Annotated in this window: 15 protein-coding genes; 9 read left to right on the plus strand and 6 right to left on the minus strand. The window is 36.0% G+C overall.

The genetic code is table 11. From position 1 onward, the window contains the following. Positions 1–41 precede the first annotated feature (41 nt). The 3 genes from LBYS11_RS01165 to LBYS11_RS01175 form a co-directional block, all read right to left on the minus strand. Positions 42–1226: a helix-turn-helix domain-containing protein gene (locus tag LBYS11_RS01165; protein WP_103117298.1), complete on the minus strand. Its 1185-nt coding sequence runs from the start codon at positions 1224–1226 to the stop codon at positions 42–44. Between the two features lie 32 nt (positions 1227–1258). Beyond that, entirely contained in the window at positions 1259–2893 is a 1635-nt protein-coding gene (locus tag LBYS11_RS01170) for a helix-turn-helix domain-containing protein (protein WP_103117299.1), read from the minus strand. Positions 2894–2990: 97 nt separating this feature from the next. Continuing rightward, on the minus strand, positions 2991–3947 hold the full coding sequence (locus tag LBYS11_RS01175) for an ABC transporter substrate-binding protein (protein WP_197078705.1): 957 nt from the start codon (positions 3945–3947) through the stop codon (positions 2991–2993). 382 nt (positions 3948–4329) lie between these two features. On the opposite strand from LBYS11_RS01175, the gene LBYS11_RS23015 reads away from it, so the two are divergent. Continuing rightward, entirely contained in the window at positions 4330–4542 is a 213-nt protein-coding gene (locus tag LBYS11_RS23015; protein WP_158651938.1) for an MFS transporter, read from the plus strand. Positions 4543–4663: 121 nt separating this feature from the next. Further along, entirely contained in the window at positions 4664–4801 is a 138-nt protein-coding gene (locus LBYS11_RS01185) for a helix-turn-helix transcriptional regulator (RefSeq protein ID WP_233732325.1), read from the plus strand. Positions 4802–4839: 38 nt separating this feature from the next. On the opposite strand, the gene LBYS11_RS01190 is transcribed toward LBYS11_RS01185, so the two are convergent. Beyond that, entirely contained in the window at positions 4840–5796 is a 957-nt protein-coding gene (locus tag LBYS11_RS01190) for an ABC transporter substrate-binding protein (RefSeq protein ID WP_103117302.1), read from the minus strand. 282 nt (positions 5797–6078) lie between these two features. Here LBYS11_RS01190 and LBYS11_RS23375 point away from each other — a divergent pair, with 282 nt between their 5' ends. The 5 genes from LBYS11_RS23375 (at position 6079) to LBYS11_RS23385 (ending at position 10601) form a co-directional block, all read left to right on the plus strand. Beyond that, positions 6079–6411 carry a hypothetical protein gene (locus LBYS11_RS23375; RefSeq protein ID WP_233732327.1) on the plus strand — a complete coding sequence of 111 codons (333 nt, stop codon included), beginning with the start codon at positions 6079–6081 and terminating at the stop codon, positions 6409–6411. A gap of 11 nt (positions 6412–6422) precedes the next feature. Further along, a complete protein-coding gene (locus LBYS11_RS01195) occupies positions 6423–7460 on the plus strand; it encodes an ABC transporter substrate-binding protein (protein ID WP_233732329.1) in 1038 nt (345 codons plus the stop codon). A gap of 101 nt (positions 7461–7561) precedes the next feature. Further along, complete coding sequence (locus tag LBYS11_RS01200; protein ID WP_103117303.1) at positions 7562–8506, plus strand: ABC transporter substrate-binding protein; 945 nt, start codon at positions 7562–7564, stop codon at positions 8504–8506. A 179-nt stretch (positions 8507–8685) separates the two neighbouring features. Then, a complete protein-coding gene (locus tag LBYS11_RS23380; RefSeq protein ID WP_233732333.1) occupies positions 8686–9525 on the plus strand; it encodes an AraC family transcriptional regulator in 840 nt (279 codons plus the stop codon). 17 nt (positions 9526–9542) lie between these two features. After that, complete coding sequence (locus LBYS11_RS23385) at positions 9543–10601, plus strand: iron-siderophore ABC transporter substrate-binding protein (RefSeq protein WP_233732335.1); 1059 nt, start codon at positions 9543–9545, stop codon at positions 10599–10601. Between the two features lie 198 nt (positions 10602–10799). Here LBYS11_RS23385 and LBYS11_RS01210 read toward each other — a convergent pair whose 3' ends face one another. Continuing rightward, the gene (locus LBYS11_RS01210; protein WP_233732338.1) at positions 10800–12041 is read right to left on the minus strand and encodes a hypothetical protein; all 1242 of its coding nucleotides are present in this window, start codon (positions 12039–12041) and stop codon (positions 10800–10802) included. A gap of 1423 nt (positions 12042–13464) precedes the next feature. Between LBYS11_RS01210 and LBYS11_RS01215 the strand changes: the two genes are divergently transcribed. Next, entirely contained in the window at positions 13465–14055 is a 591-nt protein-coding gene (locus LBYS11_RS01215; RefSeq protein WP_233732349.1) for an AfsR/SARP family transcriptional regulator, read from the plus strand. Positions 14056–14187: 132 nt separating this feature from the next. Here the strand turns inward: LBYS11_RS01215 and LBYS11_RS01220 are convergent, their stop codons facing one another. Continuing rightward, positions 14188–15819, minus strand: a complete 1632-nt coding sequence (locus tag LBYS11_RS01220; protein WP_066038071.1) for an FIVAR domain-containing protein — start codon at positions 15817–15819, stop codon at positions 14188–14190. Between the two features lie 255 nt (positions 15820–16074). Here LBYS11_RS01220 and LBYS11_RS01225 point away from each other — a divergent pair, with 255 nt between their 5' ends. Further along, positions 16075–18174 (plus strand): methyl-accepting chemotaxis protein, encoded by a 2100-nt coding sequence (locus LBYS11_RS01225; protein WP_048390723.1) that lies wholly within the window; start codon positions 16075–16077, stop codon positions 18172–18174. Positions 18175–18239: the final 65 nt, after the last annotated feature.

Here is an 18239-nt window from a genome sequence, read left to right on the forward strand (position 1 = left end):
CATCAAAGTCTCCTTCCAGTGATAATCATTCTCAAATAGAATTATAAATCACTGTCTGATACGTTACCATGGACGGGGACAGGAAAAGGATTTGGATTTTTTCCGGTTAGCATAAGTAACATTTCATCTAGCATTCGGTTTATAGCAATAGCTGAGAATTCGAACCAAGGATTCGAAGGTAAAACATAGACATGTCCATTTTTTACAGCACGGAGCTCTTTCCAACGATCAAGGTATTGTAGAGTAAGCCAATAATTTCGGGTTGGTGAATCGGGACAAATGATAAATAGCAAACGGTCAGGGTCTATATTTACTAGCTGATCAAGTGTAATATGCTCATTATATGTTTGTTGGTGAGTATCGACAGAGCGAAGCTGTAAATCTGTATACAGTACATCCTGAATCCCTTTATTACAATACATAAATAATTGATCACCGCATAAACGAAGAACAGCAAACGTATCATTTTCAGCAACTTGATTAATTTCTAATCTCGCCTGTAATACCTTTTGTTCATATGTTTGAATGAAGTGCTCACCTACGCTTTGCTTTTTAACAGCTACAGCTATTTCTCTCAGCTGTGTTCGCCAATCCTTCGCTTGTATAAAGACACTTTTGATGCCAATAGTTTGAAGCCAATTAAGCATGGAGAGGGAGGGTTCCTCTTGAAAAATATGAATATCTGGCTTAGCGGAGGCTAATTTTTTGAAGTTATCCTCTGATTCTGTATCAAATATATTAACATGCACGGGAATTTTCTCTTGATAATGATTGTAATAATAAGGACTCCATTTAGCATTCAGCGGAGCCGCAACTGGTATGATACCAAGCGCTAATAAATTTCCAGTAGCGGAGACCGAAAAAGTAGAAATACGCTGGCGAGCCATCTCACTATAAGCAGAAGGTGAAATCCCAACTTCCTTTTTAAATTTTCGGCTAAAATAAAATTCGTCACTGTAACCTACTTTTCTAGCAATCTCACGAAGTAATAAATCGGTATCACGCAGTAATTGCTTGGCATGTCCGATACGTAGCGCCGTTAAATAATCTGTGGCACTTTGACCGAATGCCTTTTTAAATGCCTCTCCAAAGTAACTGGAACTCAGACCCGAAATGAGTGCTAGATGCTTAATCGTGAGAGGTTGATGATGGTTTTTAGCAATATAATCTCGAATATCCTTTAATGATATTTGAGTTGTCGTATCTGTTATACTTCCCTTTTTCATATAAATGTCACCCCTTATTATAAGTATGAGAATTACTTGGCAGTAACCAATAGTTTTGGTAATGCACCGAGTAACTTCTCTCTTGTAAAGGCATCTCCGTAATTCCACTTTGTTGCATCCACTAAATAAGCATGGTTAGTTTGTACAGCAGGGAGTCCTTTCCACATATCGCTATTAATCAATTCCATCGTAGCCATTTGCGATTCGGGTTTATCAGATAACAACATAAAGATCCGGTCACCAGCATACTGAGGTAAGTGATCTATTGGTATTTCTCTATACCCTTCGCCTGCTTGAAGTAGCTTTTTGACTTGTGGGTGAGGCTGAAAACCATCTGGATGAAAAAGAGCAGGGGATAGACCTGTACAGCCCATAATAAAAAGGCGTTTGCCATGATCAAAAGTCAAAACAGATGCTGTTTCGCCAGGCTCTATCACTGTTTGTAGCTGCTGCCACATAGTATTTTCTTGGATTTTAAAATATTCTAGCCAATCTTCTGCACGCTGTTGTTGGCTAAGCCACTGCCCTAATAAAAGAACGCGTTCCTCCAATGAATCCCAGGAATTTAGGGTAACTGTTGGTGCAATAGAAGATAGTGCTTGATATTGCTGCTCGTCATTATTTGTAAAGATAATTAAATCAGGGTTCAGCTTCGAAGATTTTTCAAGATTGATTGGAAAGGCAACATCTTGAATATAAGGAACATGGTTTTTATAGAAGGATTTACTAATAGAGTTTTTGTTACCACCTATTGGCTGCACATCAAAAATCAACATATCCCCAAACGTTTCTCCATGATAAATAACACGATGTGGTGAACGAGGAATGGCTACCTCGTGTCCTGTCCAATCTTTTACAACAGTTTTTTGTTTATATTGTCGTGCAAACTGTTTTGGAGGTATTCCAATTACCTGTCGGAAGCGGCGATTAAAATAATATTCATCATCAAATCCCACTTGCTGCGCAATATCTTTTAATGGCTCATTTGTTTGTAGTAATAATTCCTTGGCATTTGTAAGACGTAAATCTGTAATATAATCAAGCGGTTTCTTCCCAGTTAAGGTTTGGAAGATCGTACTATATTGCCATTGAGCTATACGAGCGAGTTCCGCTAGCTTTTTCACTGTTAAAGGCTGTCGAAAATAGTTATGTATATAGTCGATAGTTTCTTCAACCGCCTTTGTCATTGTCAACTGGTAGTTCATATGAAGCTGATGTTCAAATAATAAATTTAAGAGTTCATACAAGACTCCTTGTTGTTTAAGAAAATCCAATTTAGGATTTAAATTATACAGATCTTCGCTAAGACGAATTAATCGTGTATACGGATAAATTGTATATTCCACTTCATCAGAAAAAATAGATCCTAGATGTGGGGAAGGGTGCTTATGTTTTAGCTGAAAGGCTGAAAAGGCAATTTTATAGAAACGGTAACCATGATTTATATCCGATAAATCAATCATAGAATGGGGCTGAACAAGAAAAATTTTTCCTTTCGTCACCAAATAGGGTATATCATCAATCGTTAATGTCCCACAGCCATTTGTAAAAAGTATCATCGTATGATGAGAAGTCGAGATAAACGGATAGCTCTGCGAAATACAGTCAATATCTTCTAAATGAAATAGTAAATCATTGTTAATAGAAGCTGATTTATTGTCTTCCATCTGTTCACTTCCTTAGTAAATGAAAATGATTATCAATTAACTGTATTGTATAAAAAGTAAAGAGACATTTCAACAAAGATGAAATGTCTCTTGTTAGTTATTTTTTTAACATAGTAGGTAATTGTGATAACAGCCATTCTCTTGTTGAGGCATCGCTATCACTTTTTTCAATATCAAATGTGTAGACATGACCGTTCTTCACTGCCGGTAGGTTCTTCCAAATTGGACTTTCCATCATTTCTTTTGTCGATTGTTTTGCTTCATCATCGACTGGTGTGAGGATGAAAATTCGATCACCAGCATATTCAGGAAGAAGTTCTGTGGAGATTTCAGCAAAGCCTGTTCCATCATCAAGAATTTTTTGTATTTTGTCGCCAGGCTTAAGCACATTTGAATCGTATAAAACTTGAGAAAGTCCAGCACGTGCCATGACAAATAATCGATCTCCTGGATAATATGTTAAAACCGATGCCGTTTCATCTGGTTTAATGATGTCATCAGCTACAAGCGACTCCCACATTTTATCCGCTTTTTCTGTATAAGCATCCATCCATTGAGTTGCTTCTTCTTTTTTATTAAGTATATCGCCCAGCTCTGTTAAACGTTGGTTTAAGGGTGCAAAAGTATCAAACACGATAGTAGGGGCGATTTTAGAAAGCTGTGAATATGTTTTTTCATCTGAAGTACCAATAATGATAAGATCAGGCTTTAATGACAATGTTTTTTCCACATTAATAGGAAAACCAACGTCCTCCACATCTTTTACGCGATCTTCCCAAGCGTAATTTGTAATCCAAGAGAAGCCAGCACCAACTGTTTTGATATTCAATGCAAGTAAATCACCGTATCCTTCTCCATGATAAACCACTCTCTCAGGATCTACAGGAATTTCAACCTCATGACCTAAATAATCCTTATAAACACGAGTGGTTGATGCTGATGTTGTTGTCTCTTCCTTCTTCGTTTCTTCATTGGTAGAACCACAAGCAGCTAGTATGATACTAACCAGTAATAATAGGCTATAAATGAGCATATGTCGCTTTAATTTTTTCATGTCTCTTCCTCCGTAAATGATAATCATTATCGATATAGGCTAGCATAAATTAGTCAATGGCCTAGAACAATGGATAAAATGAAAAAGGGCCATTAAGGTTTATCCAAAAATCTAACTGTAACTTTAAAATAAAATCCGTTTTACCGTATAAGTATCCTTCCATTGGTGGAGAATGGACCTTTCATTGGACTAAGATTCGTGTGTAATGAAAGGGGGTAAAAAATGAAAAATTGTTGGATGTTTGTCATAACAGGAATGCTATTAATTGTTACAACTACGGGATTTGGTCGCATGGCATATGGAGTTATATTGCCGTTTATGCAGGAGGGAATGAATTTCACGACCACTCAATCTGGTTACTTAGTTAGGGTTAATAGGACTGGTGTTTGTTGCAAATTTCTGGTGGTCTGTCATCACACTGTTCCTTGCAGGTACTGGGAGTACACTTGTCAATACGCCACTACTATCGATAGCCATTAACCTGTATCCTAAGAAACGAGGTACTGTCATGGGACTGTTAATGAGTGGAGCTGGGATAGGAATGCTTTTATCAGGTTTGATGGTACCTTTCTTGCTTCATCAACTTCTGAGTTAGGTTGGAGAGGAGCATGGCTAATTTTCGCGGTTTTGACACTAATCGTCGTATTGTTAGCGTTTTGTACAATTAAGCAACCAAGTTCTATACAGAAAAACAACGTTTGGAGAAGGCATGTTATTTGTTACAAATTGGAACAATGAATATTATGGAAGTAGAGAATGCTGTTGGGTATTCTAATCCGAGTCATTTTGCAGAGGTTTTTAAGGAGAAATATGGGCTGAATCCGCGAGACTTTGTCAGATACAGATCACAATAAAACCCTTCAGCTTTTGGACAAAGCTGAAGGGACTTTTTTTACTTCACTATGCTATCCAATACATTTTGAATAATTTGGCGATTGGCAATAGCACCTGAATATAACCAGCTCGAACTTGAATCGAATTCATAAACATGACCATCTTTAATGGCAGGTATATTAGCTAGCAGAGGATCGCTTAGCAATTCAGAGCTACCTGCACTATCACTGTTAATAACAAAAAGATAGTCAGCATCTATTTGAACGAATTTTTCTAAAGAAACTTGCGACCAATCACCAGTAGCAGAAGCTGACATCTCTTTCACAAGGCTTGGCGTTTGTAACCCAAGATCCTCATAAAGAACAACACCGCTAGAAGCTGTGTCACTTACCATATAGATTGAATTTTTGATATTCCAGATCACAGTGGCTGAAGGCTTCCCGACTTTGTTGTGAATTTCTTCTTTTGCTTCTTTAGCGAATTGATCATAATCTGCTAGAACTTCCTTTGCCTTATCTGTTTGACCAAAAATTTCGCCCATTTTTAATAGTTTATTGCGCCAATTATTATCCTCCGTTCCCATCACATACGTAGGTGCAATTTTGCTATATTGCTTATATTTTTCACCTTCAGCAATTTCAGGAGAACCGATTACAATTAAATCTGGATTAAAGCTTGTCACAGCTTCATAGGGAAGATCGAATTCAATTGTTGGAATATCCTTTAATGAATTCTGGAGATAGTCTTGGATAGAAGTCCCACCCTTTACGGACCATTGTGCAACGGGCTTTAAACCTAATGCTACAAGGTGATCTTCTAGATAAGGAGCTATGATGCGTTGGGGATTTTTAGGAATGGTCACTTCATGTGCTATTGAATCTGTTAATACTCGATTGGAGTTTTCTTCCTTTGCCTTCTCTATTGTGGAAGAAGATTGAGTTCCGCATGCAGCCAAAAGGATGGAAATAATTAAAATGCCAGTTAAAAAGGCATTCTTTTTTATAAATTTTTTCAAAGCTATAAGCCTCCTATTTCAATTGATTTCTATCATTCTATTTCATTATAATGAAAATGATAATCAATATCAATTTGATGTTTAGGAGATAGCGTTTAAATGTACAAAGACAATCAGCTACTGTCCCATATTTTTTATCAACCTATACAAATAGTGAAATTAAATGAAATGTTAAGTGACATAGAAACACAATTCACCTACCCATTTATGGTCATAGTGTATGAGGGATATATAGAGTGTACGCTTCAAGGTAGGCACATTAGGCTTAGTTCAAATTCTGTTATGCTTTTAGATAATACTGACGATTTTCATCTTCTAGAAACATGTGAAAGCAGAGGGATCATCATTCAATATCGTGTTTATGGCTACAAAATTGATCGTTTATTGCAAGCTTCTATCTTAATTGAGCAATGCTCCTATCGACTGATGAAATTAGCTAAAGAAGTAGAAAAAGAAGCAAACACTGAGAGCAATAATCCGTTTCGTTTACAAAAATTATTTGGTGAAATGCTAGAAGTGCTATACAGCCTTTTACGTGATAAAAATCAAAAAAAGAAGAACTATGGATTGATAAAGTACTTCATTATATTAATCTACATTTCCGTGAGGAATTAACAAGAGAGCAGATGGCCAAAAAAGCACAGGTAAGTCCAGAGCATTTTTCTCGGACGTTTCATAAGCACACAGGCTATACATATAGTGAATATTTAACATGGCTAAGAATACGAGAATCACAGAAAAGGCTATTGTTTACAATGCCTAAATTAGATGAGCTTGCCGAGGAAGTTGGCTACAATGAGGGAACTTATTTAAGTCGGAAATTTAAAGAAAAAGTAGGTGTATCACCAACAGTCTATTATCAGAAATCGAAGCGTGTCCTTGCACTCAATACCAATCATACAGCATGCTTACTAGCTCTTGGTATTACGCCGGTGTTGGGTGTATACTCTCCATTTCTAGAGGGTATCAAGCCTGTCCCTAATACGCATAAACTAAAAGGCTATGAGTATGATATTGCTTCAAATTATCAGGCAATCACCGAAGCGTGTCCTGATATCATTATTAACTACAGTGGTGGTGATGAAAAACCATTATTACTGTCAGTAGCTCCTATATTCGAGCTACCATGTAGAGAATTAAGCTGGCGAGAGCAATTTGGGTTGATTGCCCATATCGTTGATAGACAAGAAGTATGTAAGAGCTGGCTCCAGCAATATGATGAACAGATAGCTCAGTGTAACGATATTCTTGACCAACAACATGGAGCAAGAGGGACTGCTATTGTTTGGGAAATAGGTAGTCATCAAGCATATTGTTTAAATAGTAGTCATGGAAGAGGGAGTCATATACTGTACGAAGATTTGGGCTTTAGTCGACCAGCTGCGATTGTCACACGAAATATTGAACAAACAGGTTACTTAACAGTAGATATTGAGGATATTGCTTATTTTCCAGCTGATTATATATTCGTCACTGCTCTTCCTACAAAAGATTTTGGAAAAGAGCATCTCTTGAGGGTATTACATTCGGAAAAATGGCAGTCACTTACAGCGGTGCAAAAGAAACAGGTGTACTTTTTGAATCAGTATGAATTATTTTATGGCTATGACCCATTATCTACAGCTATGCAATTACAAAAATTAATGGAAGTATTAACATCATAAATATACAGAGCAACAAATCACTTTCATACATAGACAGTTATTTTACATTCTTCTACAATTAGTGAGAATGATTATCAACTGGCATGTATGGAGGGAAAAAATTGCTGACACAAAATAGAAAATTCATAGCGCCACTATTTCTTATAATATTACTTCTGTTAACGGCTTGTGGAGAAAAGGAGAAAAATTCTAGTCCGACTACAGTGCAAGATACAAAAGAAGCAGAGGCAAAAACTGTTCAGACGACAAATGGTGAGGTTGTTATTCCGACTAGTCCTCAGCGTATTGTAGCAGAGGAGTATATTGCAAGTTTGCTTGTATTAGATGTGAAACCTGTGGGAGCTCCTGGGTTGGCACTTGAAAACTATTATTTAAAGGATGCATTAAAAGATGTAGAAGAAATCGGTGACTATGGGAAACCGTCGATTGAGAAGATTATCGCGCTCAAACCTGACTTGATTATTACTGGCAATGGGGAAAATTATGATGCTTTAAGTAAAATTGCTCCTACAGTTGTCATTCCCTATGGTGAATTAAAGGATGCGCACGAAGAACTTACTTATTTCGGTGAGTTGCTTGGCAAAGAGCAAGAAGCTAAGGATTGGCTGGCGCAATATGATCAAAAGATTGCCGATGCCAAAGCACAGGTAGATGCGATTATTCCAAAGGATGCAAGCTTCTCTATTATGGAGGACGCAGGCAAAACGTATTATGCATATGGTGATAATTTTGGACGTGGTGGGCAACCAGTCTATCAGGCACTTGGTCGCAAACCACCTGCTAAAGTAGCAGATGAAATGATGGAAAAGCAGTGGGCTGAAATTTCCGAAGAGGTGCTGGCAGATTATGCAGGAGACTACATTATTTTGACTTCAGATGATCGTACAGTTGAATATTTTAAGAAAGATCCAATATGGGGTAGCTTGCCAGCAGTAAAAAATGATCATCTTTATGTTTGGCCTGAGGAGCGTTCATGGTATTATGACCCAACAGCCGTGTTGGCTCAGGTAGAGGAATTAACAAACTGGCTCACGAATAAAAAATAAGCTAAATAATTGAAAATGCTAGTACAACATACTAAATAAAATTAAATGAAATTCCATAAAATCACTCAGGCATTGGATTGTTTGAGTGATTTTTCTATGCTTATACAGGTTTATATTGAGAACGATTATCAATTATAATAAACTTGTAGGTAGTGAAGAATTGGAAGGAATGATGTAGGATGCTACCAAAAGAGGAGTTTCTATTTCTTTGGAATCACGCAACGATCAAAGTGCTCGATATAAGATATGAGCTATTCAAACCTGAGGAAATCGGAAAATCATATAAATTGCCTGCAAATATGTTTCTTTATGCCACAGGTGGTGGTGCGGAAGTTCAAATCGATTTAATAAACTATACACTAGAGGGCTTTCATCTTATTCACGGTGGAAAGGGCACCACACTACAAATAATGGCTACAGACAAAGGCTTTGAATATTTTTTAATATTTTATCGAGCTTCCATTCCTTTAACCTCAAATAAAATGATAGCAAGGGCGTTACAAACAAATAATCCTTTCAACTATCAATACAGTCTTGTTCCTAACTCGCCTATTACAATGTTTGAAAAAATATATTTTATGTATAAGAAGTGGGAAAATGCCAATAGCCTCAGCAAATTTACTGTTAAATCGCTATTCTATCAATTATTAAATGAAATTTTTATGCAGCTAGATCAGGACAGTGTCGACATTCAAAAATTAAATATCTCTAGTCAAATTAAAGCCTATCTAGAGCAAAATTATGCACAGCCATTGACCTTAGAATCCATTGCGAAGGCATTGCGCTATAGTCCATCTCATTTATCCATTCAATTCAAGCAACAATTAGGTTGCAGCCCGATTGAATATTTAATTCAACTACGGATTGAAAAAGCTTCTATTTTGCTTGAGAAGACGAATGCTAGCTTACGCGATATCGCTATGGGTGTGGGCTATAGTGATGTCTATTATTTTAGTAGACTTTTCAAAAAGAGAGTAGGCGTTTCTCCTACAAAATTCCGTCAAAAGCAAGTGATCTGATAAAAGATAGTCCTTCAATGTCTGAAAGATACTCCATTGTCGATTGGAGCTTCCAAGATTATATTGAGAATGGTTATCAATATAATGAAAGGAAGTATGAACCAATGAATAAAAGAGGTTTATCAGCTTTTACAACACTCTTTCTATGTCTGACGCTTTTATTAAGTGCTTGCAGTAGTGGGGCATCAACCAGTACACAGGGCGGGGAAAAACAAGCCTCTACCACTCAAACAGTAAGCGAATCACAAACAAAAACTGTCTCTACTATGAAAGGAGACGTAGAAATACCTGTTAACCCTGAGCGAGTAGTGGTGATGTATTATACAGGTGATGTACTAGCATTTGATGTGACACCAGTGGGTTCTTCTAAAATACAAGAGGGAGCAGCATTTGAGGAAGAATTAAAAACAGTTGAAAGTTTAGGTGAATGGTTTGAACCAAATGTCGAGGCAGTAATCCAATTAAAACCTGATGTCATCATTATCCCAAGTAAGAATGAACTTTACGATCAAATGGAGAAAATTGCACCTACTGTCATGATCGATTTCTCAACCTCTCTAGATGAACGTTTAACAAAGATTGGTGAAGTACTAGGGAAAGAGAAAGAAGCAAAAGAGCTTTTAGCTAATTTCTATACAAAAGTAGAGGATAGCCAAGAGAAGCTAGAAGAGGCAGGTATTTCAGATAGAACGGTTAGTATTATGGAAGGCGGCAAAGGAAAAATGTCTGTTGTAACAAGCTATACCTTTGGACGTGGTTCTCAAGCTATTTATGAGTATTTAGGAATAAAAGCACCAGATATTATTCAAAAGAAAATAGATGATAAAAACAACACCAATGAGGCAATCGATGTTTCATTAGAAGTATTAACAGATTATGCAGGAGATTATGTGTTCCGCTCATCTTATGAAGGAATGGTAGATTTAACAGATCATCCAGTTTGGGCTAACATTCCTGCCATTAAAGAAGGAAGGCTTATCGAAATGGATTTTGGTTTTTGTTACTACAACGACATTTATTCATTATCAAAACAGCTAGATTTCATTGTGGATCAACTAGTTGCTACAACTAAATAAGTTAAAAATGGATGGTTTACCTCATAAATGTTTATTGATACATCACATCTATGGATCGATTATATTTTTATTTACGATGAGATAAGTTTGATTATTTGACTTTGTCTATTCTTTTTTAAAGTGAACTTGTAATAATAGAGATTATTTTTCAAAAAGAAAGCACTAAAGAAACCAACATTGTTTCTTTAGTGCTTTAATTTAATTTCTTACGATTTGGAACGTGCCAGGAGTAGTAGTTTGGATAATATGACGATTTCCACTGATGATAAAGTCAGCTGGAACTTGCTTGCCAAAACCATTTGAGCGATTGAAGGAAGAATTGGCTTGTAAGCCTTCTATAATGATTTCCATATTAGCATCAAAAGTTACTGGTACTTTGTTTAATGTTGCTATAAGTGTAATGCGATTGCCCCTTTTTGTAACTTGAATGTCCATCACCCCTTCATCTTCATTCACAAGTGTATAAAGTGGAGGAATGATAATGGTCATTTTGTCTTTTGTTGTTAGAATAAAACGTTCCGTGTCATTTTCTGATGCGGCTACATTAATTTTGGCTTTATAGATATTTTTATTTTTTGTCATAGCTGTAGTTTTCCCTGGGACAGCTGCTGCATCAGATAAAACAGGTGTTTTAGGGATGTTATCTTTTGTAGGAAGTGTGTGTTTTCCTTGTACAAAATCCACTAAAGTCCATACATTTGGGACGAGTTGCTGCTGAACAGGTGTTAATGCTTCAAAAGAAGTTTTGACTGCCTGCACATCCTGAGCTGTCGATGTTTTTGGTGATAAAGCTGCAATAGCGTTTTCAACTTCTTTAGCTGCTGCCTTATCCTTTACAACCAACTGTTCTGCATCAAGTAATTGTTGCTCGATACCTACAGGTAAAGAAATATTTGAAAACCTACGTAATGCATTAAGCTCTGCTCGGGCATTGGCTACATCTTTATGGAACGAGAGACGAGATGAATTAATCAATTGAATTTTATTAACCACCTTGTCAACAGATGTATTTGGCGCGATATAGGAAGTTAGAATTTTTTGCGCAGATGCACTTACAAAGGTTTTTTGCGCTGCATTCAGGGTATTATACCAATCTTTTGTTTCAATAACATTTTGATAATAATTAGAGGACGTAGAATCCACAGAATACAATTTCTCTTCAATTTGTGCTGCAAGCTTACGATAAGCAATTCTTGTCTGCTGATGTGCTGACAATGTGGAGTAGTTCGTAACATACTGTTTTTCTGTTTCCGTTAAAGCATTGTAAGCCTTCAAAGCTGCCTCTAAATTTGTTTGGAAAGTAGCAGTTGTATTGTTAATGTTGTTAATTAGTTGTACAACATTTGCCACGTTAGCATTGTAGCTAGCAAGTATGTAGGCTGGCTTTGAAATTTCGGTAGCCGATGCTGGTGCGCTGTAAAGAAGGGAGGGTACTGCCACTAAAGACAGTAATACTAATTTTTTTTATTTTTCATATGATGAGAAACCTCCTATTTTCCATAATTATTATAGATAAAATTGGCCTCGGTTCGCAGAGGTTTATCCAATATATGGTGTTGTTTTAATTTTATCATAGCCTAGGATATTTTTAAGCATTTTTAGATGAATAGGTAGATAGTTGATAGTTTTTTTGCCTATCTTTCGACTCTAAGTGAAATACTCATTGTGACTTATTGAAACAAATCGTACAGCCAGTTTCATTAAGGGCTTAGATGATGATAGCTTCAAACCAAATGCATCCTTAACACAAGCCAAGCAGTTGTGGTGATGAACCGTATGTTTGAGAGCGGGTGTGTGAGGAGGCCGCAAATTCTCACTTTTATTTTATCAAGATGTGACAGAACAGCTTTCAAAATATTAAATATTAGTGGCAAGAGGTGCTTGTTAATGTTTAGAAATTGTTGAGGAGGTTATGTTAATTTTTTATTGTTGTGATTATTGTGAGAATCATAGCGTACAATTTGAAGAAGAACTAGATATGCTATTATCTAGTTCTTTTATTTTTTAATAAGGGATTGCTAAATTTATGAACGATATCTACAAGTAAGTTATGTTGGTATGGTGGCTGATTTATTGAATTACTTAACTTGTTCAGGATTTGTTTAGAAAAGTGTAGTAAGCTATTATTTGTAATCTTGTCAATGTCTTAAATCTTAAATAAACCGAGAAAGACTTGGCTTTTAAGCCTAGTCTTTTTTGGTTACTAAAAATGAATATTATCCTAATTCAAAAATCAGCTTATTGGAATGAGCCTCCTTCTTGTAATAGTAAAATGCTATGCTGAATAGCATTTTCCACAAGAGTTTGTATCGACAATGGAGGAACAAATAGCTTTATTTTTGGGGGTACGTCCTATATGATTTGTACTCTGTCACCAAAGCGTATTTGTTCTATAGGCGCGTCAAGTTTTAATTCGTAGTCAATCGGTACAGTTAAATCGACATTCTAAAATCAAAGCTCATTTATAGATAATCACTAAAGGCGAGTAACAATTCCTCCATCTTCTCTCATTATCAACACCATGTTAGGAAATAATAGAATTCAGTGTATTAAAGAAAAAACGGATCGGAGCAGCTAAAATAAATAATAATAGGTAGCACAGATCAATGGTTTGAATTCGCATATTTTCCTTCATCAATTCAGGTAGGAATAAAAATAGAAAAACTAAGCATACTGCTAATTAAGTTCCTTTAGAAAAGTTTGTGATGCGTTCCATTTTCAGTAAATCTCCTAAAATTATTTTTCTATTAAAGCCACCTTGTATATAGTGATTGGCATGAATGCCATAATAATGTCGCTTTCGGTGGTATTTAGCGTAAAATAATATGTAACAGGTCTATTTATAGGAGCATCCTTTGCTTACATGCTAGAGCATAAAAATGAAATGATTTTCCGTGATACGCTTCTAGAGTTATTTTGGCCAGAGTCTGATATTGATAAAGCATCAAAACAACTTTATACAGCCATTTATACCATACGGAAAACATTAAAAAACTATGGGGTTGAGGGCGTGAAAATTTCAAGTCCATTGCTAAGTTCTGGCTACAAACTAGTAGTTGAAAATATTGTAGTGGATGTAGAACTATGGCTATCTCGCTTAAAATCATTACCTCCAATACAGCAGACAACAGTCGATGAACATGAACAAGTATTCCGGATGTATACGGGTGATTATTTAGGAGACTGTGATTATTTATGGGCGGAAAGTGAAAGAGAACGTTTAAGGAGACTGTGGTTGCACCATGCTCAGCAACTAAGCGAATTTTACATAAGAAATGAAAGTTACAATGCTGCTATAAAGGTGCAGGAAAAAGTGCAAGAACTATACGCTGATGCAGAAGATAACTATTTTACTTTAATGAAGCTTTATGAGCTACTGAGTAATTCAGCTGCCGTTGAGGAGCAATACTGGCTGTTAAAAAGATGCTTCAAGAGCACTTGGCAGTGGAACTAAGAGAGGAGATTGAGGTTTGGTATCGTAGGTGGAAGCAGGCAAATGCTATAATACAAGTAGATGCTTTTAACTAGATAGTTTTTTAAACAGGACTCTGTAGCTTTCAGAGTCCTGTTTTTAACTTCAAACAGCCTAATTTTTACCTGGCTTATACTGTCCCGTGTAGGTAGAAATCGCACTATTTAATTGATCTACCGCATATGACACATCCGATTGAGTCGAATTGCTATTAACTAAAAGTGATTCAGCGTGTGAAACGGCTGAGTTAAAAATATACCACTCATTGTATGTTGTCCAATTAGTAGTTGATGGTATACCTATCCCATTTTCTGAAACCATCACGTACATATCTTTTGCATGATTTACAAGTGATTGTAGATAAGTTTTATCAACATATTGTCCACTATTTCCAGGTTTATAGGCATTCTTATAAGTCCAAATAGCATTATTTAAATTATTGATAGCGTTGGCAATATCTGCTTGAGTTGCATAATAATTATTTACGACTGCTTGAGCAGATGAAACAGCAGAATCAATTGCATTTTTCTCTGATTGAGTAGTCCATTGAGAATTATATGGAATATTCGATCCATCCCAAGACACTGTAACATATTGAATAGAATTAATTAAAGACTGTAGTGATGCCTTATCACCGTAGCCATACTTTGTGCCATTCTTTTGTGCAGCCTGGTAGACTACCAGTGCATTTTTATATTGAATGATGGCGTTCTTCACTTGTTCTTGAGAGGCGCTATTATTGTTCGCTACAGCTCTTGCAGTCACTACAGCAGAATCAAATACTGCACGGTCTGTATGTGTTGTCCATTTATCCGTATTTAATATATCATAGCCGTTTACAGATACTTGTACATATGGCGGGGATGCAATTAGTGCATTAAGTTCTTTTTTATCAATGACAGGGAGCGTTACTGAGATACGGCTATCGTTCACCTGTACATTATTTACTAGATGCCCTGAATCTAAAGCTACTTTAGCTCCACCTTTTACAACGATTTGCTCAATTTTACCTTCTCCATAAAGGTTGAAATCTTTTGTTACATCAATTGTAAGTTTTTCAATATTAGCCATTGCTCCAAAGGATTCTACTTTGCCTACTACCTCTACTTTGGAAAGAAGTTGATCAGACGATACGTTGACTTTAGTACGGGCTAAATTGATGTTTGATGATTTCATATCGATTAAAGTAACGTATAGCCAACTTACCTTTTTCGTTACAATTGGTTTTAGTGTAATTGTTTCACTTACTACTACATCATCAAGTGTAACAGCTTTTTTTACTCTGTTTGTAATGATAAGCTGACCATCCACACTAACGTTTTGAACTTTTACATAGTCCGCGTTAACAGTGAGGTCTCCAGAGATTTGTGCGTTACCTCCATCAAAATAAACAGATTTTTTGCTGGTACCTGCTTTGTTTAATATTAATGCTGTAACGTCGGTAAGTTGTCCGTTTTTCACTACAATAGTTGCTCGGGCATTGGATAATGCTGTTTTATTTGATGTATTGAATAGGGGCTTTAATGCAGATTGAATTCTAAATGTACCGTTAGATGTTATCACAGTATCTTTTGTTATATTTTTGATCGTTACGGATTCACCTATCACCTTTTTGGCTGCTGCCACCTGTGTCTCATATAAATTTGATTGTATTTGAGATGTTGTGGCACTTGCCGTAGACATTGGTAATACTAGTGTCGCTGTAATAGCCGTGACCATTAATGTTGATAGCGCTTTATTTTTCAATTTAAGTCACTCCAATCATTCTATTTAATAGTTAATATATCATATTTTTCTATAATTTAGAATTAGAAGAGGATGTTTTACTATGAATCTCCATTCAAATAAGTCATTAGTCCTTTATATTGAAAAATAAATGTTTGGTGAAGTATCGGTATTTTTCTCTATAATTCTGTAAATTTTCTACTTTATTCGCTAAATATTTTATTGTGATACAATCATCCATCCATTATTATTAGTATAAAAGTGGGGGTGTTAGTTATGAAAAAATCAAGAGGAATTGCCTTAAAACTTTCTTCCCTTATAATAGGATTATTTCTTATTTTATTTTTATCCTATACTGTCATAACGGGGATTATTATAAAAAAGCAAAGTGTTGAAGACGCAGAGCATGGAACATTACAATCGGCTGAATCTTCTGCAGCTATTATGAGTGAAAGATTTAAGAAAGCCAATACGACATTACAAACAACAAAGCGTATCATAGAAAGCATGGAGAAGAATAATACGTTGTCTACCAAGGGTGTCATAGACGTAATGGAAAACAATTTAGCTAGCAATAATGACATTCTTGGAGTAGGAGCAATCTTTGAGCAAGATTCTATTATTTTAGAACCAACTGAAGCTGCTTTAGTAGATACTAAAAAACGTTTTATCCCTTATTTAAGTAAGAACGGAAATGATATCTCGACGGCTCTAATCGAAGGTATTGATGATAAGAGTATTTCTGAATGGTATTGGGTACCAAAAGAAGAGAGACGTGCAGTTTTGACAGAGCCCTATGATTATAATGTAAACGGTCAATCCGTATTAATGACAACCATTTCAGTGCCATTAATCAATGCTTCCGGGACATTTTTCGGTGTATTGACTGCCGATGTATCAATAGATTTTTTAAATGATTTAACAAAATCGAATGCCCCAGAAGGCGGTTATGCGGCAATTATTACGAATAAAGGTGTGCTAACAGCTAACAGTTTTGGTGATGAGCTAGTTGGGCGCAATATGCAAGAGGATCCTACTTGGACAAGTATTAGTAAGACAATGGAAAATGGTGAACTAACAAGTATGTACGTTGACTCTAATCAACTGAAGGAAAAGGCCTATAATGTTTTTGCTCCAATGATTTTAGAGGGTATTGACGAAACATGGACTGTTCAAGTCGTGTTAGCTGAATCAAAGATTCTAGAAACATATAATCATGTATTTGTATTTACGATTATTGCTTCCATTATTATGGTGGTTTTGATGACAGCTGCAAGTGTGTTATTCATCTATAAACAATTAAAACCACTTAAATTTTTACGTGCATCGATTGAAACTGCAGCCGAAGGGGATTTAACACAAAAGGTAGAAGAGCGATATATTAAGCCTGATGAAATTGGTGCAGTTGCTGTGGCCTATAATAATATGTTAGATAAAACCAATAGTGCGATTCAAACTGTACTAAATTCCACGAGGTTATTGAACCAATCTTCTAATCAGGTAAATGAGGCATTTAATGAGGTAGTTGCTTCTAGTCAGGAGGTTTCTGTAGCTATCAACGAGATTGCACAAGGAGCTTCGAAGCAATCAGAGGATACAGAAGAAACAAATTATCGAATGATGGATTTATCAGATCAGATTGATGCTATTACGGCTCTTTCTAATGAAATGGATGAGCTATCTCATAAAACAGGTGTAACAACGGAAAAAGGATTGCATGAGGTTGAAAGTTTAAGAGAACGTAATATGGAGACAAATGAAATGAATGGGCGTATCCAGCAGCAAATGGAATCATTAGCTTCTAATATTGCCAATATTAATCAGATTATTGCTTCGATTCAAAGCATTACCGAGCAGACTAATCTGCTAGCTTTAAATGCAAGTATTGAGGCTGCACGTGCTGGTGAACATGGTAAAGGATTTGCTGTAGTTGCAGAGGAAGTTAGAAAGCTAGCAGAACAATCTAAGAATGAAACAGAAATTATTAAGAGTACAGTAGAAAGTATTCTTGAAAATTCTCAGCAGACGGTTGCTGTGATTGCATCTAATGCAGATTTAATGCAATCTCAAAATGAGTCCGTACAAAGCACGCAACTAGCATTTAAAGATAGCAGTGATTTGTCGGGTTCAATTGCAAATTCTATTAGTGATTTAATGAATAAACTATCTAGCATGTTAGAGCATAAAAATCAGGCAATCATGGCTATCCAAAGTATTTCGGCTATTTCAGAGCAAACAGCAGCCTCTGCGGAACAAGTAAGTGCTTCTGCAATGGATCAACAAGTAGAATTACAAAAAGTAGCAGAGTCTATTCAAAATATGAACGATATTTCAAACGAGCTACAAGAAGTTGTAAACCGATTTAAGCTTGCTTAAAAAGAAAGGCTGCCTTCAATATAGAGGCAGTCTTCTTTATGGTGAAAGCCGGAGAAATTGACCTA

It is taken from the genome of Lysinibacillus sp. YS11 (assembly GCF_002896375.1).
Taxonomy (GTDB): Bacteria; Bacillota; Bacilli; order Bacillales_A; family Planococcaceae; genus Lysinibacillus; species Lysinibacillus capsici.